Here is a 20,361-nt window from a genome sequence, read left to right as displayed (position 1 = left end):
TGCTCGAAATGACACCCGCCCAAACGACACCAATCCCCCAAACCGGCGCACTACCCGGCCTTACTGATCGCGGAAAATCTGATGCGAGAACAGCCATGCAGCAACATCCCGACAATGATCAGCGCCCCCGCCCGCAACCACGTTTCCCACCCCTGCTGACTGAGCAGCACCAGACACGACACGATTGCAAGCACCGGAACGAAGGTCGGCACGCGAAAGTGGTCTTCCTCTACCCTGTCCCGCCGAAGTACCAGCACCGCCACATTGGTACTCAGAAAAACGAACAGCAACAGCAACACCACCGTCTCTGCCAGCGTTGCCAGCGTGCCTGTGAGTGTCAGGGCAATAGCGACCACGGTGGTTGCGACAATGGCAGCCCATGGAGTTTTTCGTTCAGGCAGAACCGCACCCAAGACACCCGGCAACAGCCCCAGGTTGGCCATGCCATAAGTCAATCGACTGGCCATGATCATGGTTAATAGCGCACCGTTGGCCACAGCAATCAGCGCAATAAAAGAGAACAGCGCCGGCGGGATTGCGAGGGTCGATGCGCGGACAACTTCGAGCAAAGGCGCTGACGTCGCCACCAACTTCTCGGTAGGCAACACCGAAGAAGCCGCCACGCCCACCGCCATGTAAACCACGCCAGCGGTGAGCAAAGCCGCGAACAAGGCGCGCGGGTAGACCTTGCGCACGTCTTTGATTTCCTCGGCCAGATTGGCCGAAGTTTCGAAACCGACGAAAGAATAGAACGCGAGCAACGCCGCCCCCAACACCGCCAGCATGGGACTGACGCCCGGTTTGAACGTGAGGGTCCGTCCCAGGTCCGCATCGCCTGTGCGGAAATACCAGACAGCGGCGACGATCACCAGAATCAGCCCGGACAGTTCAATCACGGTCATCACCAGGTTTGCCCCAAGCGACTCCTTGATCCCCCGCGCGTTGAGCAGGCCGATTGCCAGAAGAAACACCAGCGCTGCAATCTGCGGCGATACCTCGACAAAGGCGTTGAGGTAATCACCGGCAAACGCCAGCGACAAACCCGCTGCACTGGTGACTGCAGCCGCCAGCATGCAAAAACCGACCAGGAAGGAAATGAGCGGTGACTTGAAGGCTTTTTCCGCGAATACCGAAGCCGCGCCGGCGTGGGGATATTTGGTCACCAGCTCCGCGTAGGAACCCGCCGTCAACATGGCGAAGAACAATGCGATCAGCAGCGGCACCCAAATCGCGCCGCCCACCTCCCCCGCGATCGTTCCGGCGAGTGCGTAAACACCCGCGCCGAGTACATCGCCGAGAATAAACAGAAACAGCATCGGGAAAGTAATTGCTCTGCGCAGAGCAGGTTTATGAGTGGGAGCCGTCACGGTCATTCCTTGATTCAGGTGTGGAGGAGCTGGAGGGTTGTCACCTCAAACAATGGAAATGGCGCGGAAAGCAAAGTTCAAAATGTGTGATGGGGCCGCTTGGCACGGCGTTATAAACATTGCCCACTCGTCACTTGTGGGAGCGAGCTTGCTCGCGAAGACGCCAGCCCGATCAACACGAAACCTCAGCCAAAACCAATTCCCTAAACGCCGCGTTTAAAAGCGATATCCAGACTATTCCAGCAAGCTACAACGCCTTGCGCCATTGCCTACGACTACGCCAGAATCCGCCGGCTTGTGCGCCTCGGGCCGGGGTTCTATCGTTGGCTGGTCACTGAAAAACAGTGATCGGGTTTGGTAGCCCGCTTTCCACATGGCGCATAACGTCATCCTATGCAGATGCTTTCGCATCGGTTTTATGGTGGCCATGCGCAGGGCGTTTTCGAGCGCGCCGGTTTTTCCATGTGGGCCGGTCTACCAACCTTCGTATGGCCACCACCCTTCGTTTGGTAGCGAGAGTGATGGCTCCCTTGGTCACATATGGAGCTTCACCATGTTCAAAGTAACGCCTAACCCGCCAGCGTCGGACGCAACCTCCCCCTACGAATCCCTCGACTCAAAAAAACTCCACGAAGCTGCCGACCGCGCCCTCGACCACTACCTCAAACCCACCGACACCCTCAAAACCACGCCCTACCAGACCAGCAGCATGTTCCTCGCCAACCCGAAAACCGCCACTGAAGAACTGCTGGTCAACGCCAGCGAATCGCTGGGCTCGGCTTCGGTGATGTTGAGTGATGTGATCGGGATGGTTGAAGGATCTGCGCGCAAGACACTGCAAGGTATCGCGCAAGTGGTGATGCTTGGCGAGCTCGCAGTTAATCAGGCGTTGGATAACGTCGTGCCGGTGGAGTAAGCGCAAACTCCCTGTCGCTGGTGAGGTACGAAGTTTCAAAGACCAGCGGTGAGCGTTGGCGTGGGCTAATGTCTCGCCCCCTATCGCGCTCGTCTCAAAAGCCCAGCCTTGCGCTGGGCTTTTGCCGTTTAGTGGCAGTGGTAGTCGTTGGTTTTATGGTTGCGATGGCAACCCTTTGAATCAGTGCCACCGCTGTGCGCAAAGGCAGCAACGGATGTAATCGATAATATTGCGGCAATCAGAATGGCGGACAGTTTCATCAGGGCTTGCTCCATGCTCGTGTTGTTATTCTTTGTGAGATGTCTCACGCGGAGCAGCGTATGGCCAGGTGCCTTCATTGAGCAAGCGACTTCTCCGAGGATTCGATCAAAGGTCGATTGCTTACGATGGCTGGGTCACTGGGCGCGAACATAAGCCACACGGGGTCGTTTGTCGGGCTGGTTATGGTGGCAGGTGGCGGACTGAGTGCCGCAACGAAAAGCACCAACACTCCCGCCTTATGCGCTCAGGCCAATCCAGCCATGAAAGCCGACATACAGGCCAACGCCAATGATCAGCACGCTGGACAGGTAAGGAGCGCGGCGCGCTACGGTTCCCAGCCACGGCCAGCGATTGGAAGCCTGTCTGGCGCCAACGGCTGCTGCGGCACCGACAGTGACCAAAGTCAGCGCCAGGCCGATGCTGAAACACAGGACGAGCATGCCGCCGAGCGCGACCTCTTTGACTTGCAGGCACAGCAACAGGACAGTGATGGCAGCCGGACAGGGAATCAGGCCGCCAGTCAGCCCGAACATGACGATCTGACCCGTGGTCACTTCGCGGTTGGTGAAGCGCTTACGGATGTCGTTGGCATGAGCACGTTCGTGCGCATCCTGATAGCCATCAATCGACAGCTCCAGGCCTTCGAGTTCGGAATGCGCATGCCCGTGATCATGCTCCTGGAACGTCAGGTCGTAATCATGCGAATGCCCGGCATGTCCAAGGCTCAAGCGAGCGCTGAACTCGTGCGGTTCCGGAATATCCACCGTCGACTGCAGAAAGCCTTCACGCTCGACGAACGCGAACGATTGGCTGCTGCCGTCCGGACGCGTCGTGGTCAGGCGAACATCCGAGGCTGCCCAGGCGTGTCCGCTCAAGGTCTTCAAGCGCCAGTGCGGTGGCAGGCCTTCCTCGAAGATCGACAGTTCAACACGGCCATGGCCGGTATCTATTCGGTGCGTTTCATCATGATGACCATGGTCGTGTTCGCCGTGATGGTGATCATCGCTTTGCTCGAACTTGAACATCTGCTCACCGCACCAGGTACGCCACAGCATCCACAGGGCAATCGCGATGATCAGTGCAGCAGACGCAAGCTGGAAATACGGCTCAGTGGTTTCAGCGTCCAGACCTTTGCCCAGGTACATGCCGCCGATGGCGACCAGCCACACCACGGCGGTGTGCGAAAGCGTTGCGGCCAACCCCAACAAAACAGCCTGTTTGACCGAGCCACGGATGGCCACGATGAAGGCCGCCATCATGGTTTTCGAATGACCTGGTTCAAGCCCATGCAAGGCACCGAGCAGAATCGCGCTCGGGAAATACAGCCAGGCGTGAGCCCCGCCTTGCTGCAACAGTTCAGCGAAATCGGGCATGTCAGACCTAAAGGTACTTGGTGATTTGTTTGAAGGCTTCCAGCGGTGCGCGCTCGCCATTGCCTAGCGCCGAAACGGTATCTTCGAGGCAGTGGTCGATGTGATCCTGGATGAGCGTGCGTTTGGCCTGGCAGATCGCTTTCTCTACCGCATGAAGCTGCTGGGCGATATCCACACACTGACGCCCTTCTTCGATCATGGTGATGATGCCGCGCAAATGCCCGTCCGCCCGTTTGAGGCGTTTGATGATCGCCTCATGACTTTGGTGGGTGTGGGGATGGCTGTGGTCGTGTTCGTGCTCACTCATGAGTTGAGTCTCAGGGCTCGATGAATTACGCTGGCATCGTATCCCCCCAGGGGGGATTAGGCAAATCGCTTGAGCGCCCTGTCGACGAGTTGAAACCTTTAACGCCATGTACAGCAAAACACTGACAACGACGGCAGTAATCGCGCTTGCTCTCGCCATGTTCATGGCCTGGGTCGGGCATAGCTATTCGTTGTCAGTCACTTCGGGGCAGCCAGCCTGGGAGATCGCTCAGGACGTCCATCATGCTCACGGCGAAGAGTCGTCATCCAGCCACGACCGGCGATTACCTGAGCGTCAAACAGTAGTCCGGAACACATTGAAAACGAGGCCGCAAATGCGGCCTCGTTTTTTTCTGCGCGAAGAAAAGTGCTGGATTCAAATTCCACAAATGTCCGTGCGCAGCCGCCAGGCGTCTTTCGCTGGTGGCATGCCGAACAGACGGGCGTAGTCTCGACTGAACTGCGAGGGACTTTCATAACCGACTGCATATCCCGCCTCTGCGGCATCCACTGCTTCAGTGACCATCAGCCGGCGTGCTTCCTGTAGCCGCAACTGGTTACGAAATTCCAGCGGGCTCATCGAGGTGATCGCCTTGAAATGCGTATGAAAAGAAGAACGGCTCATGCCGGCGATTTCGACGAGTTCATCTATTCGACACGCTTCGTTGTAGTGGCTGCGCAGCCAGGCAATAGCCTTGGCGATCTGGTTCAAGCGGCTGTCTGCTTGTGCCATCTGCCTGATGATGCTGTTGCCGTTTTCGGTTAGAAGGCGATAAAGCATTTCGCGGATCACCAGCGGAGCGAGCGCTTCGATATCCCGCGGTCTGTCGAGCAGCCCCGCGAGTCGAACCGCTGCATCCAACAGTTCTGGAGTCGTATCGTTGAGCGTAATGCCTGCCGGCGGTGCACTGACGCTCTCTTCTCTTAGCGGATGGCGCAGCGCAAGTTCACTCAACACAGCGGTATCGAGATCCAGCGCCAGGCACAGATAGGGAACAGCCTCACTCGCCTCGATGACCGAGCCCATCACCGGAAGGTCTACCGATGCAATCAGGTACTTGGCCGGATCGTAAACATAGACGGTAGTACCCAGCATCGCTTGTTTACGTCCCTGAGCGACAAGGCAGAGTGTTGGCTCGTACACCACCGGCATAGGCATCGTGGGCGTAGCCGAGCGAATCAGGCTGATACCCGGGATCGCGGTGCTGTGAATGCCGTCATCCCGGACGTGACGACCAATGATATCGACAAGCTTTGAAAGGGAATTCAAACACAACTCCATAACGTGACGATGCGGCGGATAGGCATCTGGTATCGGATGATCAAGCAAGAAATCAGGACGATCCTGCAACAGCCCTCCTCCGCTCATAAGTCACACTTCAGATGAAGCCCAGAGGTACTGCCGGCCAAACCCGCGCCGGTTCTTGCCAATGCCTCATATAGAACAACGGCGTGTGGGAACGCAACTAGCGGCTCTCAGATAACAACAACGGCCCACCCAACTCGACGGGGCTCGTCGGACAGATCAAGGAGCACAGGAAATGACGTTTTTTCAACACCTCTCTACAGCGCTAGCACTGGTCCTCACCACACTCATTGCAGGGCCGGCGCCCGCCGTGGCCAGCGAACCAACTACGGAACGCAATCGCCAATTCATTGCGCAAGCGTTCAACCAGTGGGCTCAAGGCGACCGGACGTTCTTCACAGATGTCCTGGCCCCCGATGTGATCTGGACAATCAAGGGAACGAGCCCTTCGGCGGGTACTTATCGCGGCCGAGATGACTTCCTGAAACGCGCAGTCCAACCCTTCGCAAAACGGCTCGCCTCGCCCGTTCGCCCGACGGTGACGGATATCTGGGCTGAAGGCGATGACGTCGTTGTGCACTGGAACGGCACCGCCACCGCAGCCGACGGCGCGCCTTATCGCAACAGCTACGTATGGATCATGCGCATGCGAAATCTGCAGGCAGTTGAGGTCACAGCCTTTCTCGATCTGGTGCCTTACGACGACGTTATCAGGCGAATTCCGGTTAAAGCGGGAGATTTGGAATAGATAAGCCTGCCAAGATCAACTTGAGGATCTGCCTGCGGGAGGCCTCAAGATGTTGCGCAGGTGGACATGTCACCCGATGTCGGCTTTCGGCCAAAGCAAAAAGGGGCCTGATTTGTTTCTCAGAAAATAAATCAGTCCCCTTTTTCTGTCTCTGATCAGGCTTTATAGGGAATCGGCTCCCAGACATTTTTGCCCGCCTCGTGCCTCACCTCCAGCAATACTAGAGGCGCATCCGTTCGCTTGCTTAGGTTGATTTGAAGCGGGTGTCTAGGTGTTATCGCCCCGCCCATTGTTTTGAAAAGAATGGCGTGAATGAACTCGCCGTTGGAGCTCGTGAAGGCATTTTTGTTGTAGCCACCAAAAAAAGCTTCATTACTACCATGGGTCCAAGAAATCTCTTCTTCCGAATTTTTAGTCAGTAGGAGAAAACTGGGATTTGGCTCCATCAAATGGGATGCTTGGACTGTTACGGCGATGGATCCATCAGCTCCGGGTACCGTTGAGAAAGTTAGATTTGAAAATCCCTGATGTTGAGGTGTAAACGAGGCGCTTCCTTGCGCCACACTTACAATCTGAGCGATTGCCGCTTCGAGGCCGACGGTGAACATGTCAATGTATAGCGTCTGAGTAAGCAAAGCAGGCGTCGGGCTACCGTCAACTCTAATAGGGATCATTCGAGTTTTTCCGCGTGTCGCAGCATGCAAAGCGTTTTGCCACTCCAACTTGACCATTTGGCTTGCTAAACTTTTTGCCGAGACAAAAAAGAATACATACTCTGGTGCTTCAAGCCCTTTATTCATCTGGTCAATGATCCCGTCACCTGGACGGATGGACCATGAGTCGTAGAAAACCTGATCAATGCCAAAAATCTCTGCCAATCTAACGGCGACAGGTTCTACGATTGGCTTGTCCGCATGATTATGACTCAAGAAAATCTTGTGACTCACTTTGTTCTCCTACCTGAAACATTAATTGAAAGGGCAATGATCCTGATGAAGAAAGGTGTCTGCAGATGTGTAAGCTGCAACGTCGAAAGGTCGCTGTGTCGCCTTTATCACGCAAGGCCGAACAACCTCGAATGACAGAAAGCATCCATCGAACTGTACCCCACTTTCGGCCGAAGCAGAGCTATAGCTATCTCTATCGCTATTCGAGATCCAGAGTCAACTCTAGGCTCCTGATCCAGTCCTCAGATGCGGAGTATCTTGCGTAATAAGCGGTTCTTTCTGCTGGACTTAGCGATGAGAAAAACGGAAAGAAATAATTGTCGTTGTAAAAACCTTGGGCACCCTGCATGTCACCTCCCCACCAAGACGCCTCGTATCCATCGAAGACCAACCACGGAGGAGGAGCCGCAATTTTTGTTTCGCTTAACAGGGACAATAGCTCAGAACTGTTGGTGACCAGCCGAATCGTAGCGCTATTGAATTCTTTATATGAAATAGAAAATATAAGCTGCTCACCACTCAGTCGATGTTGAAAGCGGGTTACGACCAATCCATTGAACACTCTTTCATTGACGGGTGAGAACCGTTCGTTAATAAGGTTCTCAACACCAGCCACCTCAGCTTTGTCGATGACAAAACTTGAGTAATAGGCTTGTATTCCTGCAGGAGTCAACGCTGAGTAAACAGGGTAATTTCGATGCCCTGCTACAGCCTCAGTGATCGTGATTCCAAATATAGATTTTAACTCTACAACCGAATAACCTACGATTTGCTCCTCAGGGGTAGTCTTGAACACCTTCTTCATACGACCTAACCAGCTCATATACTTTTTCACTCTTGTAGGTAGTCAGCGAGCCAGGTCGCGCCCAGGTATCCTGCAGTGCCAAATATTATTCCACCGATTGCACCACTTACAAATGCACCAGGTCCGGTTTCTATACCAACCGCAGCACCTGCAACGAACCCTATCCTTGCACCGGCCATCGCGCCTCCCCAGCCGCCTGCTTGTTTCACCACTTCGACAGAAATAGGTTTAACGCTTTTCTGCTTAATTGATTCTTCTGTGGCTAATTTTAGGTCATACGCAGTAAATCCAATGGCGAAAACCCTTACGACTCTTGCACCCTTCATGAGCGTATTGGTCACTTGATAAGACCTTGGTGTGAAAATCGCATTAGCTGGTACTTTCTCTGCTTTCACCAGTACTTCTTTGTCGATATCTCTCACCCAGCTAGCAATCTGGTCGATTCTCGCCGAGTTCTTCGGAGCTACTTTTTTATAGTCTTCCAACGACTTAAGAATTTCCTCCGTCGTAACTAACTTTGCTCCAGCCGCCTTCGCTTTCTCAATGTCGATATAGACAACTTTTCCGTCGAACCTTGGAGAGCCACCGGGAAACTCGGAGCTTGTTGAAAGATAGCTTGATGGATATTTCCTGCTGCTGAATACGTGTTCTGCTACGGTGGCATTTGAGTTCGGAGCGACGGGGCGCATACCATATTTTTCGGGCCAGACTTCGTGTTTCATCTGGAATTCCGGTAAATTTTTTGCAACAAGATGAGGATTGTCCGGAGACGAGTAAATTTTTCTAACTAAAAATCCATCCTTTCCAATTTCATCGACTGCCACGAAAAGATGAATATTCGCCGGCATCGCATAGCCAGGTACGTTACTTACCGAGCCGGCTTCCTTGTTTGTGGGTACTTTGCAAGAAAACTCCGTCATGCTTCACCCCACTTTTCAAGGGCCGCAACTCCTGTAGTAATTTCCAGAGTTTCTTGTTTGCTCGTAGCAATTCTCGGAGTACGTCCTGACTCATCTGAAAACCCGGTATAGACCATTCCTGACTCATCTTTGATGTGGTAGGGAACGTTAGCTAATGGCTGACCATCAGTACCAACGATACGAAACTGCTCATCGAAGACCAGTGCCCAAAGCGGCATTGCGGAAGGAGGTGTGAAATCCGCTGGAGTATGCGAGTTACCAATTATTACGGTACTGGAGCCAGTGATGACGTTATTCCCATGGGCGCCAGTGCTACCAACGGTTGCTGCAGGTAATCCATTGATGAGCACCGTCGAAGCTACATCTCCGACGATAGGGCTGCCACATGCGCTCTTATCAGTTTGCCGAGCGGCAGCTAACCCATCGAAGAAAACGTCTGGAGACCCAGAGGCAATTGGATTAACGCCATGACCAGGCAGAGGGCAAGAAGTAGGATCGGTAACGCGAGCGGCAGGTTTGCCTGACATCTTTAACATCCTTGTAAAATTAGAATCAGAGGAATTCTGGCATAAAAGAAGGGTCGCCAACCATATGTACCCCAGATTGGGGCATTGGGGTTTGAGCAGAGTTCGATTGAGGGCTGATTGGCCTTACGAAACGATGCTAAAGACACTTGAACTCTCCGCAACCCGCCCTTCCCCCCGCAAAAAATCCACAAACGCCCTCAGCGGCGAAGGCATGTGGCGGCGGCCGTGGTAATACAGAAACGGGCCGTCGAAGTCCTGCCACCAGTCCTCGAGAATCGGCACCAGTCGACCATCGGAGAGCGGCTCGCGCAGGAAGTCCTCGAAGGTATAGACGATGCCCAGTCCGTTGATGGCCGAGCGAATTTTCAGATCGTGCGACGACGTCAGCAGTTGCCCCTGAGGCGGGATACGCACGATACGGCCGTCTCGATGGAACTCGAATACGCCGACTTTGCCACTCTCGAACCGATGGCCAAGCAGGTCATGGCCTGGCAGTTCTTCGGGATGAGTGGGTGTCCCTCGTTCAGCCAGATAGCGCGGGGCGGCGGCTGCAACGAAGCGTTGGCGACGCGGGCCGATGGGCACGGCGATCATGTCTTTGGCCAGGCTCTCTTCATAGCGCACGCCGGCGTCATACCCGCCAGCGTTGACGTCGACAAAGGTGTTGTCCATGACGACTTCGACACTGATCCCTGGATAAAGGCGCAGAAAACGCGCCAGCAGGTCGGGCAACAGAAAGCGTGCCACCGGCACTGGCACATTGAGTTTGAGCGTGCCGACCGGGCGCTGAGCGTCGTCGTCCAGATCGTTGAAAGCGGCGTCGATTTCTTGCAAGGCCGGGCGCAGGCGCTCGAGCAGTCGCTCGCCGGCGGCCGTCGGCGTGACGCTGCGCGTGGTTCGATTGAGCAGGCGCACACCCAGGTCGCTTTCCAGCCGACGCATGCAATCGCTCAGCGATGAGGCGGACAAGCCCCGCTTTTGCGCGGCAGCACGAAATCCCCCCGCCTCGACCACCGCAGCAAATATCGACACATCGGTAAGGTTTGGTTTACGCATGGACGCTTCCTCCGCAAGCGACTGACTGTACGCCATAGCGTACGGGCCATCCACCAATGCCCGACTTATCCTCGGGCATTCGTACACCGATACTGCTCACTCGCCCCGCCAACCGGGAACCTGTCACGCGAATGAGATTCTCCGATGAGCCATTCACCCGCTACGCCGAGCAATACCGCGACCCAACGCCTTCTCAAGGCCGCCCGAATGCTGTTCGCCATTTCCGCGATGGCCGGCACACTGGCTGCACAGGCGACTCCCCGAACGGAGCCGAAGCCGGACTGGTCAACCCACGATATGCCCAGCCAGAAAGGCCGCATCGTGCTGGTGACCGGAGGAACCAGCGGCATGGGCTATGAAGACGCGCTGGCCCTGACGCGCGCCGGTGCCGAGGTGATCATCGCCGCACGCAACGCCGAGCGCGGCCGCGAGGCGATCGCAAACATCAAGCAAGCCGTGCCTGAGGCGCGCGTGCAATTCGAAACGCTGGACCTTGCCAATCTGCAATCGGTGCGCGACCTCGCCAACCGTCTGCAAGGGCACCTGCCGAGGCTCGACGTGCTGATTAACAATGCCGCGATCATGTCGCCGCCTGTTCGAGGCGTTTCCGCCGATGGCTACGAGATGCAACTGGCGACCAATTACCTGGGGCATTTCGCCCTGACCGGCCTGCTGATGCCCCTGCTACGCAAAAGCGACGATGGTCGGGTGGTCAGCCTGTCGAGCATCGCCGCCGGGCGCGCGACCCTTAATTTTGATGACCTGCAGGCTGAGCGCAGTTACGACCCTTTTGCCAGCTACAGCCAATCGAAACTGGCGATACTCAAGTGGAGTATCGAGCTGCAGCAGCGCAGCGATGCCGCCGGTTGGGGAATACGCAGCATCGCCGCTCACCCCGGCGTTGCCGTGACCGAACTGATCGCCCGTGGGCCTGGCCTGGACAGTGAATTCGGCAAACAATGGGCTGTAGAGCGGGACATGTATCATTCCGCAGCGCAGGGCGCGCTGCCCACGCTGTATGCGGCGACGGCGCTGGAGGCGGTGGGCGGCGCCTACTACGGCCCCACCGGTGATAACGAGAAGCGCGGGCCGCTGGGCTTCGCCAAGATGCCGCCGGCCGCTGCCGATCGCTCGAATTCGGCCACACTGTGGCAACTCTCCGAGCGACTGACCGGCGTCACCTACCGCTGAGCCCGCTGGCACGGGCAGGCTCCGTGCCATTGCCCCGCCACTCCCACAGGAGCGCAACATGGATACGTCTCTTCTCGCCCACCGCGCCGGCGCCATCATCAATGCCGAGGCTCACGAGCTGCGCCCTGCGCTCAACGGTTTTCTGCTGTTCGTTTGCCTGTTCGCCGGCTATTTCATGCTCCGTCCGATCCGCGAATCGATGGGCATCACTGCCGGCGTCGAGAACTTGCAGTGGCTGTTCACCGCGACCTTCCTGGTCATGCTGGCGGCCGTGCCGCTGTTCGCCTGGCTCAGCGCACACGTACCGCGCCTGCATTTCGTGGACTGGGTATACGGATTCTTCTGCACCAACCTGCTGTTGTTCGCCGCCTTGTTCCTCGGCGAGGAAAGCCCGTGGCTGGCGCGCGTGTTTTACGTGTGGATATCGGTCTACAACCTGTTTGTCGTATCGGTCGCCTGGAGCCTGATGGCCGATGTATTCGACAGTGCCCAGGCCAAACGCCTGTTCGCTTTCATCGCGGCGGGCGCCAGCGTCGGCGGCCTTTGTGGCCCTGCGCTGAGCGCCTTGCTGATCGGTTCGCTGGGCGAGTCCGGCCTGATGCTGCTGGCCGCTGTTCTGCTGGGCGCTGCGATGTGGTTCAAGCGCCAGCTGATGCACTGGCGTGAAAGGGGTGGCGCAGGACGCCCCGATGCCGCGCCGAGCGAAAGCCCTCGCAGGCCGTTGCCGGGCAATCCGTTCAGCGGTATGACGGCCGTTCTGAAATCACCCTATCTGCTCGGCATCTGCGGTTTTGTGGTGCTGCTGGCGACAGTCTCCACCTTCCTTTACTTCGAGCAGGCACGCGTCGTCGCCGAACACTTCCCGGACCGCGAGGCGCAGGTGCGCGTGTTCGGCATCATCGACTTTGTCGTGCAGGCGGGCGCCCTGCTCTGTCAGCTGTTCATCACAGGGCGCCTCGCCCAAAAGCTCGGCGTCGGCGTGCTGTTGGCCATGGTGCCGCTGGTCATGTGCGCGGGTTTTATCGGGCTGATCTTCGCGCCCAGTTTTGGCCTGATCGCCGCGCTGATGATCGTGCGCCGCATCGGTGAATACGCCTTCGTGCGCCCAGGCCGGGAGATGCTGTTCGCCCCGCTCGATGCCGAAAGCAAGTACAAGGCAAAGAACTTCATCGACACCGTGGTCTACCGCGCCGGCGACGCCATCAGTGCCTGGGCGAAAAGCGCGCTGGACGCACTCAGCCAAGGTGCAGGCATGGCGGCATTGGTCGGCGCGTTGTGTGCACTGCTGTGGGGTCTGCTGGGATGGCGACTCGGCGAACGGGCGGACCGCCGAGCCAGTGTGGCGGGAGCGCGGCAAAACCCAGCGTAGCGCGGTCGAATCGAGAGACGAGGATTTTTCTCGAAAGCATTCGCCCTGCACAGGGCCAGACTTTGCAGACTGACTGACGGCTGACCGCCCCACCAGGGAACTGCGGGTGCCTGGCATCGTCCGAGCTTAAGCGTTTAAGCAAACTGCTCGCCACGAGGTTTCCGTTTGAAAGCTGCCATCGTCAAAAAATACCGTCTGATCATCAAGACCCTGGGTTACGTGGGCTGGTCTTTGTTCTGGTTGCTGCTCTGGGACATCGCCGTCACCGTCGACTTCATGCTATTTCTCAACGCCAAGCTGAACCTGCCGTTGATGCCGCTGACCTTGCTCGGTTCGGCGTTGATCGTGTTGATCAGTTTTCGCAACAGCAGCGCTTACAACCGCTGGTGGGAGGCGCGGACGCTGTGGGGGTCGATGATCAACAATTCCCGCAGCTTCGCCAGGCAGGTGCTGACGCTGCTGGACGACGCTGGTGGCGAGGTGAACCCGGTCAAATCCACGCTGTTGCGCCGCCACGTGGCCTACGTGAATTGCCTCGCCGCGCACCTACAGGGCCAGCCATGTCCCGACGAGGTGCGAGCGTTTATTCCCGCCGAAGAATTTGCCCGCAGCGGCACGACCAATAACTTTGCCAACGATATCCTCACCGGCTCGGCGACTCTGCTCGCTCGCGAATACAAGGCCGGGCATCTGGACAGTATTCGCCTGGCGCGGCTCGAGTCGACCCTGGTGGACTTGTCCAACAGCCAAGGCGGAATGGAGCGGATCGCCAATACCCCGCTGCCCTACCCTTATGTATATTTCCCACGGCTGTTCATTTCGCTGTTCTGCCTGATCGTCCCGATAGGACTGGTGGAATCCCTCGGCTGGTTCACGCCGCTGGCGTCGACCGTGGTCGGGTTCATGCTGCTGGCCATCGAACGTATCGGCACCGATCTGCAGAGTCCGTTCCGCCACAGCGAACACCAGATTCAAATGGAAGCGCTGTGCGAAACCATCGAAAAGAATTTGCAGTCGATGCAGCGTGATTCGTTGGGGGATGTGCGCAGGCTTGAGGAGCCCGCTTGAGGCGCAGCTCTAGCAGCAGCGCTTTTCATCAGATGCGGAGCGGCTATTGACGAGTGTCCGCCTCCTCGGCCGGGTAAAACTCGCCCTGCTTGCCCATTTCTTCGAGTCGTTCGCGCGCTACCGCCTCAACACGGGCCACTGCATCTCGATCGTCAGGGTCAACCAACTGCAAGCACAGGCGTCGGACATTCTGATCATGGGTTCCCTCGCTGAGCATTTCGTGGGTGAAGACTTGTTCAGCACGCCATAGGCATAACTGGGTATGGGTCCCGCCGAGCCATATCTCGTTGATTGAGCCAAGATCAGTGGTTGCCAGTTGATCCACGGTGATTGTCTTATCCATTGCGCCGTACCTGTAAAAATGTTCGTAGACAGGTACGACTAGCGGGCACAGGGGGTCGTTCCAAGCGTCGCACTTTCCCACCGCATCCCCGGTATATCCTCCTCTCAAAACGTCAACTTTTCCGAGCCCAACTCCCAAACATCACATCACCGACGTAGATGCCCGAAGAAGCTGAACGCTCCTGATCCAGACGCTCCTGCAATGTTTCAATCTCTACCTCTTCTGTACTGGCCACCCCTAACGCAATGATTCGCGGCAAGCACGCTCGAACGATGGCGCCAAGGCTGTAGGGCGCATCAGGCGTTTGCACCAGGCACTCAGCTCGCACGCTTTCAACGGTCAAGCCTGCCCGGGTGAAAATGCCGTGCAGGTTGAACCCGATGTGCAAATCCGCTCCTTCGCAAGCAAGCATTTGCTGTAACCAGCGTTGCGCTTTTTCATGCAAAGGGAAAGGCTCGACGCTGGCGGGCGCCATCGTCGTATCGTGTTCCTGGAAGATCATGATCCCGCCGGGACGCAGACATCTCGACAGCGCTCGGATCGTCGCCACCGCATCCGGTTGATACATCAGAACGCGCCTGCCGACGATGGCGTCAAAACTGCCGATAGAGTCTGGCAATTCCAAGAGGTCTCCCTCAAGAAAGGTCGGCGCATGTCCTGCGGTGCGCTGGCGTGCAACGGCAATGGCAGCGGCATCGTGATCAACGCCGATGATCTCCCCGTCTCTTCCCACGAGATCACACAGCAAAAACGAAACATCACCCGAACCGCAACCTACGTCCAGGATTCGCATCCCTTCACCAATGCCCGCATCGATCAGCAAGCGTGTGGTGAAGTCGAGTCGGTTGAGCGGCATTATCAAATTCCCTGAGTTTTGCGAAAAATCATGGCAGGCACATCAGTCATCTGGCCCCCAACAGCGCTTCATCCTTCGCCACCGCACGTTTGTAGGCGTCGCGGCTGGTCAACTTCTGGGCATAGGCGAGAAACGCAGGCCTGGGCGGCAAGGTTTGCAAGCCTAACCCCCAGCCAATGTGGGAGCCAACATAAACGTCTGCAGCGGTGAAGCGTTCCCCGGCGATAAACGGATGCGCCAATACCGCGCGCTCAAGCTGATCGACCGTGCGCTCATAGCTTCCGTAGCCAAAGAAAAACTCCTGATCCGGCGTCGGGTTGAAACTGGCGCGGTAGTTGGTGACCGCCTGCTCCAGCGGCCCCGCAGCGAAAAACATCCACCGGTAATAAGCGGCGCGCTCCGCTGCCACCGGGACCAGCCCGGCTTCGGGAAATGCCTCCGCCAGGTACGCACAGATGGCGGCAGTTTCTGTTATGGTTTGCCCGTTATGCACCAGGGCCGGGATCTTCCCCATCGGGTTCACGTCGCGAAAAAAGCCGACACGCCGATCATCAGCATCGGCCATCGTTGGCACTGCCAGCGCAGCACCGCCCCAACGGTCAGCCTGACTGCTCGACTGGTAATCCATGATCACCGTCTCATACGCGCAGCCGATTTCTTCGAGCATCCAGCGCACCATGCGCCCGCGAGAATTGGGGTTGGTATAGAAAGTCATTGTCATCGTGAGCTCCTTTTGGCTCAGTGTGTTGACGACAATGGTAAAAGCGAAGCGGTATGAGCCTGTGGGCGCCTTCCGCCAGAATACTTGCAGAACGCGCCATTTGCGGCGCATTGCATCACGCATCACCGCTATCCTGCAGTTCGGAGTCTGGAAATGCCGCACCTTCACACCAGCACCGAGCGGTGTAAATTTCCCAGGGTATTCTGGGAATCAATAGCGCAGCTGGGACTGGATCCCTCGTTGATTGAGCAACATGCTCAACTGCCCCATGACCTTCATCTGAACGAATCGACCTTTGTCAGCACACGGCAGTTGTTCGCTGTCTGGAACGCCATTGAGGCGCTTTCGGCGGATCCGGCTTTTGCGATAAAAATGGTTCGCGACACGCCCAGTGCGAAGCACAAAATGGCGTTCATCACGGCGTTATATGCTGCTGATTATCGCGACGGACTTGCGCGGTTGGCGCGCTTGCAGCGCCTGTGCAGTCCCGACAAATTATCCATGGTCGAGCGCCAGAACACTGTGTCATTCACGATTCAGTGGCCATCCGGCACGGGGCCTGCGCCCTATCTTTCAGTGGAGGCGTGTTTTGCCTTGGTACTGGAGCTCGGTCGACGAGGCACCGGAAAACACATCACGCCAATGTCATTGAGCTTGCGGCGGCCGAAGCCACCGCTGGAAACTCATTCGGATTATTTCGCCTGTCCCATCAACTGCGGTGCCAGCCATGACGAGATGATCTTGAGCGCCTCTGATCTTGACCGGCCGTTTCTGCAACACAATGCGCAGGTGCTGCACATGATGAGCCCCGGCCTCGATGCCGCATTACGCGCAATCGAGGCGCCGGTTGGCTTCTGTGAGCAGGTCATTGAAATATTCAAGCGCACGCTGGCGAACGGACGGCCAAGTTTGCAACACCTCGCCAGAGAACTGTTGCAGAGCGAGCGAACCTTGCAGCGCCGTTTGGCGTCCGAGGGCACGACCTTCAACGCACTGCTCAACGAGGCGAGGCGTCAAGTTGGGTTGCAGCTGCTGGCTGATACGAGCCTGGAGCTCAAAGAGGTGGCGTATCTTCTGGGTTATGACGACGTCAACTCTTACTATCGGGCCTTTCGGCAGGTGGAAAAGGCTACGCCCAGTCAGTGGCGTCGTTCTTTCAATACCTGATATGAACCAGGCGTGAAGCAGCCGCTACCCGCTCTCAAAATGATGTCCGCTCTAGTTGGCGATAAATTTGTTGTTGGTTTTATTCGTCGTACTGTCAACGAACCAAATCGAGCCCCCATCTGTTAACACTTTGCTGCATTCCTTACCGTATTTTTGATAGGCAACGCAGATCACATCCCCCGTAATCACCCAACTTCCTGACTGCATGGACTCGCTGGAGATTTGAATTTGTGCAGTTCCGTCAGCGCTTAATACTTGCGAGAAAGGATAACCAGTGGACGTTACGCTGGAATATTTTCGGCCTATGACCGTAGTTTTTATTTCGCTGCCCGTTAGCTGCTTTGCGGTCGCCGGCGCGTCCGCATGGGCTTCGAGCGCAGCTTGATTACCGGACGAAGCGCAGCCAATCATAAATAGCATGGCAAGCGCACAAAAAAGGAGCTTTTTCATAACTATCACCTTTTCGCTTATTGAAACGCTATAGAAGTACCGGACTTATATTAGACACGGAACGGATCGACAATATATTCGATTACTATAAAGCCAATAGCACTCCCACCTATCCATCCCCAAACTGTAAAGCAATCGGACACAATTCGATTTAGTTCGGTAGCGTCGCCGCCATTCAATTTTGCGAACTCACACCATTCAACTTAACCATGTAGTGCTGGCGCCGAATTGGCGATTCATCAGAAGTCACCGCTGAAGTCGAAAGCAAACGATGCTCCAAAGCCTTGTCACCAGACAGTCACGCCAATTCACTAATCTTCCCATCCCCACCGTCGCCCCAAGAGCCCGCATTCCAAAATGCCGCCCATCGCAACTGCATCCCCATCCCGGCAAAAAATCATCCTGCGCTCCGACAACCTCAGCTCTTCCGACTTCGGCGCCCTGTTCTCCAGGCTCTTCGGCAACCGCTACGCCGATACTCCGCCGCCACCTTCCAGCATCATCATCGGCGGTGTCTACGGGCGGCACGACGGCGTGAGTTTTCGGCGTATGCATTACCACGGCGACTTCAGCGTCGCCCTCCCCGATCCGCAGAACGAAATCACCTTCGTCATCCCCACCGCCGGCAAGATCGTTTTCAACCACGTCACTGAATCCATCGGCATGGCGCACATCGGTCTGGCGATCGACAAGGCGGATATCCGTTCGATGCGTTTTGTTGACGATCACGCGCATCACGGCATTTCGATCAATCGTCAGCAGCTCACCGAGCGGTTGTCGGCGCTGCTGGAGAAACCGGTCGTGCAGAAGATCGTGTTTGAGCCAAGCGTGGATCTGAATACCCCGGCATTTCAGGGCCTCAAGGCGTTGATCGATCTGGCCACGGGCACTGAGTTCGATGCCTTGATCAACAGCGGCACGTTGATGCCGTCACGGTTGCGCGAGATGTTGATCGATGCGGTGCTGGAGGCGTGGCCGCACAATTTCACCGAGGCATTACGGGGGCCGGCGCCGTGTGTGGCGCCACGACATGTGAAGGTGGCGATGGAGTTTATTCAGGCGCATCCGCAGCAGTTGGTCAGTGGCGTGGATCTGGCGCGGTTGAGCCATGTCAGCCAGCGCGCCTTGCAGGAAGGTTTTCGGCGTTTTGTCGGGATGTCGATCGTGGCGTATCAGCGGCAGGTGCGTTTGCAGCGCGCCTATGAGGCGTTGGTGCGCGGGCATGCAGGCTCTGTGACGGAGGTGGCGTTGAGCTTTGGCTTCAGTAATGTCGGGCGCTTTTGTCAGTATTTTCAAAGCGCTTACGGCGTAAGCCCAGCGGAGTTGAAGGCCAGGCGTTGACCATTCGGTCCGGCGAAACCTGCATTTGATTGAACAGCAGGAATCTCAGGGCGACTAACCCCAGACAGGTCGCTTGACGGCATAGCCGATTCAGGCGGCGTTTACCTGGCTGCGGCCGACGCTGCGCTTCTGCGCCAGCGTCGTCGCAGGCTTCGCAAGGGGGTTTCAATGACTGAGGATTTCATCGGCTTTTTCACGACGCACACACTTCTGGGAATTTCACTGGCGAACTGGGTCTTGGCGTTGCTCGCCGCAACGCTCAGTTATCTGCTGACCACCACGGCGATCCGCTTCGTTTTCCGCAAGGTGCAGGCGCGGGCCACTGCCGGCAATGGGCATCTGACGTACATGGCCAGCGAAGTGCTGGCGGCGACCAGCACCACGTTGCTGCTGTTGGCATCGATTCTGGTCGGCATCGGTTTGCTGGATTTGCCCGAGCGCTGGCTCGGGCGTGTCAGCAGTTTGTGGTTCGTGGTGGCGGCGTTGCAGGTCGGCCTGTGGACCAACCGCGCGCTGGCACTGGGGCTGCATCGCTATTTCTCGCGGCATAACGCGACCGGCTCCTTTCAAGCGAGCGCCTTGGCGACCCTGAGCCTGTGGGGCGTCAAGGTATTGCTGTGGGCGGTGATTCTGCTGGCGATGCTGTCGAACCTGGGCGTCAACATCACTGCATTCGTCGCCAGCCTGGGTGTCGGCGGTATCGCGGTGGCGCTGGCGGTGCAGAACATTCTCGGCGACGTGTTCGCCTCGCTGTCGATTGCCGTCGACAAGCCGTTTGAGGTGGGCGATTTCATCGTCGTCGGCACGCTGGCCGGTACGGTCGAGCACGTCGGCCTGAAGACCACACGCATCCGCAGTCTCGGCGGTGAGCAGATCGTCATGGCCAACGCCGACATGATCGGCAGCACCATTCAGAACTACAAACGCTTGCAAGAACGTCGAGTGGTGTTCGAGTTTCGTCTGACTTACGAGTGCACCAGCGAACAGATCCGCCAGATCACTCAACGCGTTGAAAGCATCATCAAGAACGAAAAACAGGCGCGCTTCGACCGCTGCCATTTCCGCAGTTTTGGTGAGAGCGCGCTGGAATTCGAGACGGTATATATCGTTCTGGACGCCAGCTACAACGTCTACATGGACGTGCAGCAACGCATAAATCTGGCAATCATGGAAGCGGTGGCCGAGCTGGACGCGACGTTCGCCTTCCCGGCGCGCACCGTGCATGTCGCCTCGCTGCCCGAACCCACCGCGCCACCGGCACGCACACAGCAACCTTCGCGTGCGCAGCATGCTTGAGCGCAAGAGCCCGGCAATTTGCCGGGC

General features: G+C 56.9%; 22 protein-coding genes. 8 read left to right on the top strand and 14 right to left on the bottom strand.

The window, feature by feature from the left end:
* Positions 1 to 50: 50 nt before the first annotated feature.
* Entirely contained in the window at positions 51 to 1,373 is a 1,323-nt protein-coding gene (locus ACZ9BE_RS09240; RefSeq protein WP_150742635.1) for an APC family permease, read from the bottom strand.
* A 547-nt stretch (positions 1,374 to 1,920) separates the two neighbouring features.
* Between ACZ9BE_RS09240 and ACZ9BE_RS09235 the strand changes: the two genes are divergently transcribed.
* Positions 1,921 to 2,283, top strand: coding sequence for a DUF6124 family protein (locus ACZ9BE_RS09235; RefSeq protein WP_041480468.1), 363 nt, complete (start codon positions 1,921 to 1,923; stop codon positions 2,281 to 2,283).
* A 128-nt stretch (positions 2,284 to 2,411) separates the two neighbouring features.
* On the opposite strand, the gene ACZ9BE_RS09230 is transcribed toward ACZ9BE_RS09235, so the two are convergent.
* The 4 genes from ACZ9BE_RS09230 to ACZ9BE_RS09215 form a co-directional block, all read right to left on the bottom strand.
* On the bottom strand, positions 2,412 to 2,543 hold the full coding sequence (locus ACZ9BE_RS09230; RefSeq protein WP_116657708.1) for a YHYH domain-containing protein: 132 nt from the start codon (positions 2,541 to 2,543) through the stop codon (positions 2,412 to 2,414).
* 237 nt (positions 2,544 to 2,780) lie between these two features.
* Positions 2,781 to 3,917 carry a nickel/cobalt efflux transporter gene (locus tag ACZ9BE_RS09225; protein ID WP_476249283.1) on the bottom strand — a complete coding sequence of 379 codons (1,137 nt, stop codon included), beginning with the start codon at positions 3,915 to 3,917 and terminating at the stop codon, positions 2,781 to 2,783.
* 7 nt (positions 3,918 to 3,924) lie between these two features.
* A complete protein-coding gene (locus ACZ9BE_RS09220) occupies positions 3,925 to 4,224 on the bottom strand; it encodes a metal-sensing transcriptional repressor (RefSeq protein ID WP_016774379.1) in 300 nt (99 codons plus the stop codon).
* Positions 4,225 to 4,599: 375 nt separating this feature from the next.
* Positions 4,600 to 5,574 (bottom strand): AraC family transcriptional regulator, encoded by a 975-nt coding sequence (locus tag ACZ9BE_RS09215; protein WP_305382778.1) that lies wholly within the window; start codon positions 5,572 to 5,574, stop codon positions 4,600 to 4,602.
* A gap of 190 nt (positions 5,575 to 5,764) precedes the next feature.
* On the opposite strand from ACZ9BE_RS09215, the gene ACZ9BE_RS09210 reads away from it, so the two are divergent.
* Positions 5,765 to 6,277 (top strand): nuclear transport factor 2 family protein, encoded by a 513-nt coding sequence (locus tag ACZ9BE_RS09210; RefSeq protein ID WP_476249282.1) that lies wholly within the window; start codon positions 5,765 to 5,767, stop codon positions 6,275 to 6,277.
* Between the two features lie 155 nt (positions 6,278 to 6,432).
* Here ACZ9BE_RS09210 and ACZ9BE_RS09205 read toward each other — a convergent pair whose 3' ends face one another.
* The 5 genes from ACZ9BE_RS09205 to ACZ9BE_RS09185 all read right to left on the bottom strand — a co-directional run bounded on the left by ACZ9BE_RS09205 (position 6,433) and on the right by ACZ9BE_RS09185 (position 10,532).
* Positions 6,433 to 7,224 (bottom strand): toll/interleukin-1 receptor domain-containing protein, encoded by a 792-nt coding sequence (locus ACZ9BE_RS09205; RefSeq protein WP_476249281.1) that lies wholly within the window; start codon positions 7,222 to 7,224, stop codon positions 6,433 to 6,435.
* A gap of 199 nt (positions 7,225 to 7,423) precedes the next feature.
* The gene (locus tag ACZ9BE_RS09200) at positions 7,424 to 8,029 is read right to left on the bottom strand and encodes a hypothetical protein (RefSeq protein ID WP_150742641.1); all 606 of its coding nucleotides are present in this window, start codon (positions 8,027 to 8,029) and stop codon (positions 7,424 to 7,426) included.
* Between the two features lie 26 nt (positions 8,030 to 8,055).
* A complete protein-coding gene (locus ACZ9BE_RS09195; protein ID WP_039758853.1) occupies positions 8,056 to 8,949 on the bottom strand; it encodes a hypothetical protein in 894 nt (297 codons plus the stop codon).
* Complete coding sequence (locus tag ACZ9BE_RS09190; RefSeq protein WP_080769371.1) at positions 8,946 to 9,476, bottom strand: PAAR domain-containing protein; 531 nt, start codon at positions 9,474 to 9,476, stop codon at positions 8,946 to 8,948. Before ACZ9BE_RS09190 ends, ACZ9BE_RS09195 begins: the two co-directional genes overlap by 4 nt.
* A gap of 123 nt (positions 9,477 to 9,599) precedes the next feature.
* A complete protein-coding gene (locus tag ACZ9BE_RS09185; RefSeq protein WP_476249280.1) occupies positions 9,600 to 10,532 on the bottom strand; it encodes a LysR family transcriptional regulator in 933 nt (310 codons plus the stop codon).
* Positions 10,533 to 10,676: 144 nt separating this feature from the next.
* On the opposite strand from ACZ9BE_RS09185, the gene ACZ9BE_RS09180 reads away from it, so the two are divergent.
* The 3 genes from ACZ9BE_RS09180 (at position 10,677) to ACZ9BE_RS09170 (ending at position 14,160) form a co-directional block, all read left to right on the top strand.
* Complete coding sequence (locus tag ACZ9BE_RS09180) at positions 10,677 to 11,723, top strand: SDR family oxidoreductase (RefSeq protein ID WP_476249279.1); 1,047 nt, start codon at positions 10,677 to 10,679, stop codon at positions 11,721 to 11,723.
* 58 nt (positions 11,724 to 11,781) lie between these two features.
* Positions 11,782 to 13,092, top strand: a complete 1,311-nt coding sequence (locus tag ACZ9BE_RS09175) for an NTP/NDP exchange transporter (protein WP_476249278.1) — start codon at positions 11,782 to 11,784, stop codon at positions 13,090 to 13,092.
* A gap of 165 nt (positions 13,093 to 13,257) precedes the next feature.
* Complete coding sequence (locus ACZ9BE_RS09170) at positions 13,258 to 14,160, top strand: bestrophin family protein (protein WP_123442716.1); 903 nt, start codon at positions 13,258 to 13,260, stop codon at positions 14,158 to 14,160.
* A gap of 43 nt (positions 14,161 to 14,203) precedes the next feature.
* On the opposite strand, the gene ACZ9BE_RS09165 is transcribed toward ACZ9BE_RS09170, so the two are convergent.
* From ACZ9BE_RS09165 to ACZ9BE_RS09155, 3 genes are all read right to left on the bottom strand, one after another.
* Positions 14,204 to 14,503 (bottom strand): hypothetical protein, encoded by a 300-nt coding sequence (locus tag ACZ9BE_RS09165; RefSeq protein ID WP_236169219.1) that lies wholly within the window; start codon positions 14,501 to 14,503, stop codon positions 14,204 to 14,206.
* Positions 14,504 to 14,615: 112 nt separating this feature from the next.
* Positions 14,616 to 15,359, bottom strand: a complete 744-nt coding sequence (locus ACZ9BE_RS09160; RefSeq protein WP_476249277.1) for a methyltransferase domain-containing protein — start codon at positions 15,357 to 15,359, stop codon at positions 14,616 to 14,618.
* A gap of 46 nt (positions 15,360 to 15,405) precedes the next feature.
* On the bottom strand, positions 15,406 to 16,203 hold the full coding sequence (locus ACZ9BE_RS09155) for a glutathione S-transferase family protein (RefSeq protein WP_201783054.1): 798 nt from the start codon (positions 16,201 to 16,203) through the stop codon (positions 15,406 to 15,408).
* Positions 16,204 to 16,233: 30 nt separating this feature from the next.
* Between ACZ9BE_RS09155 and ACZ9BE_RS09150 the strand changes: the two genes are divergently transcribed.
* On the top strand, positions 16,234 to 17,247 hold the full coding sequence (locus ACZ9BE_RS09150; protein ID WP_476249276.1) for an AraC family transcriptional regulator: 1,014 nt from the start codon (positions 16,234 to 16,236) through the stop codon (positions 17,245 to 17,247).
* Positions 17,248 to 17,298: 51 nt separating this feature from the next.
* Here ACZ9BE_RS09150 and ACZ9BE_RS09145 read toward each other — a convergent pair whose 3' ends face one another.
* A complete protein-coding gene (locus tag ACZ9BE_RS09145) occupies positions 17,299 to 17,697 on the bottom strand; it encodes a hypothetical protein (protein WP_056784974.1) in 399 nt (132 codons plus the stop codon).
* Between the two features lie 357 nt (positions 17,698 to 18,054).
* Between ACZ9BE_RS09145 and ACZ9BE_RS09140 the strand changes: the two genes are divergently transcribed.
* Both ACZ9BE_RS09140 and ACZ9BE_RS09135 read left to right on the top strand, forming a co-directional pair.
* The gene (locus tag ACZ9BE_RS09140; RefSeq protein ID WP_476249275.1) at positions 18,055 to 19,038 is read left to right on the top strand and encodes a helix-turn-helix transcriptional regulator; all 984 of its coding nucleotides are present in this window, start codon (positions 18,055 to 18,057) and stop codon (positions 19,036 to 19,038) included.
* A gap of 168 nt (positions 19,039 to 19,206) precedes the next feature.
* Positions 19,207 to 20,334, top strand: a complete 1,128-nt coding sequence (locus tag ACZ9BE_RS09135; RefSeq protein WP_041480489.1) for a mechanosensitive ion channel family protein — start codon at positions 19,207 to 19,209, stop codon at positions 20,332 to 20,334.
* The last annotated feature ends 27 nt before the right edge of the window (positions 20,335 to 20,361 follow it).

It is taken from the genome of Pseudomonas sp. TE9122, assembly GCF_056278925.1.
Note: the sequence above shows the minus strand (reverse complement) of the source record. Positions and strands in the feature narration are given on the sequence as shown.

Bases quoted from the DNA above. Each gene is read 5' to 3' on its own strand.
- ACZ9BE_RS09240 (WP_150742635.1), bottom strand. From the start codon at position 1,373: ATGACCGTGACGGCTCCCACTCATAAACCTGCTCTGCGCAGAGCAATT.
- ACZ9BE_RS09235 (WP_041480468.1), top strand. From the start codon at position 1,921: ATGTTCAAAGTAACGCCTAACCCGCCAGCGTCGGACGCAACCTCCCCC.
- ACZ9BE_RS09230 (WP_116657708.1), bottom strand. From the start codon at position 2,543: ATGAAACTGTCCGCCATTCTGATTGCCGCAATATTATCGATTACATCC.
- ACZ9BE_RS09225 (WP_476249283.1), bottom strand. From the start codon at position 3,917: ATGCCCGATTTCGCTGAACTGTTGCAGCAAGGCGGGGCTCACGCCTGG.
- ACZ9BE_RS09220 (WP_016774379.1), bottom strand. From the start codon at position 4,224: ATGAGTGAGCACGAACACGACCACAGCCATCCCCACACCCACCAAAGT.
- ACZ9BE_RS09210 (WP_476249282.1), top strand. From the start codon at position 5,765: ATGACGTTTTTTCAACACCTCTCTACAGCGCTAGCACTGGTCCTCACC.
- ACZ9BE_RS09200 (WP_150742641.1), bottom strand. From the start codon at position 8,029: ATGAAGAAGGTGTTCAAGACTACCCCTGAGGAGCAAATCGTAGGTTAT.
- ACZ9BE_RS09195 (WP_039758853.1), bottom strand. From the start codon at position 8,949: ATGACGGAGTTTTCTTGCAAAGTACCCACAAACAAGGAAGCCGGCTCG.
- ACZ9BE_RS09190 (WP_080769371.1), bottom strand. From the start codon at position 9,476: ATGTCAGGCAAACCTGCCGCTCGCGTTACCGATCCTACTTCTTGCCCT.
- ACZ9BE_RS09185 (WP_476249280.1), bottom strand. From the start codon at position 10,532: ATGCGTAAACCAAACCTTACCGATGTGTCGATATTTGCTGCGGTGGTC.
- ACZ9BE_RS09180 (WP_476249279.1), top strand. From the start codon at position 10,677: ATGAGCCATTCACCCGCTACGCCGAGCAATACCGCGACCCAACGCCTT.
- ACZ9BE_RS09175 (WP_476249278.1), top strand. From the start codon at position 11,782: ATGGATACGTCTCTTCTCGCCCACCGCGCCGGCGCCATCATCAATGCC.
- ACZ9BE_RS09165 (WP_236169219.1), bottom strand. From the start codon at position 14,503: ATGGATAAGACAATCACCGTGGATCAACTGGCAACCACTGATCTTGGC.
- ACZ9BE_RS09160 (WP_476249277.1), bottom strand. From the start codon at position 15,359: ATGCCGCTCAACCGACTCGACTTCACCACACGCTTGCTGATCGATGCG.
- ACZ9BE_RS09155 (WP_201783054.1), bottom strand. From the start codon at position 16,203: ATGCGTGATGCAATGCGCCGCAAATGGCGCGTTCTGCAAGTATTCTGG.
- ACZ9BE_RS09150 (WP_476249276.1), top strand. From the start codon at position 16,234: ATGCCGCACCTTCACACCAGCACCGAGCGGTGTAAATTTCCCAGGGTA.
- ACZ9BE_RS09145 (WP_056784974.1), bottom strand. From the start codon at position 17,697: ATGAAAAAGCTCCTTTTTTGTGCGCTTGCCATGCTATTTATGATTGGC.
- ACZ9BE_RS09140 (WP_476249275.1), top strand. From the start codon at position 18,055: ATGCCGCCCATCGCAACTGCATCCCCATCCCGGCAAAAAATCATCCTG.
- ACZ9BE_RS09135 (WP_041480489.1), top strand. From the start codon at position 19,207: ATGACTGAGGATTTCATCGGCTTTTTCACGACGCACACACTTCTGGGA.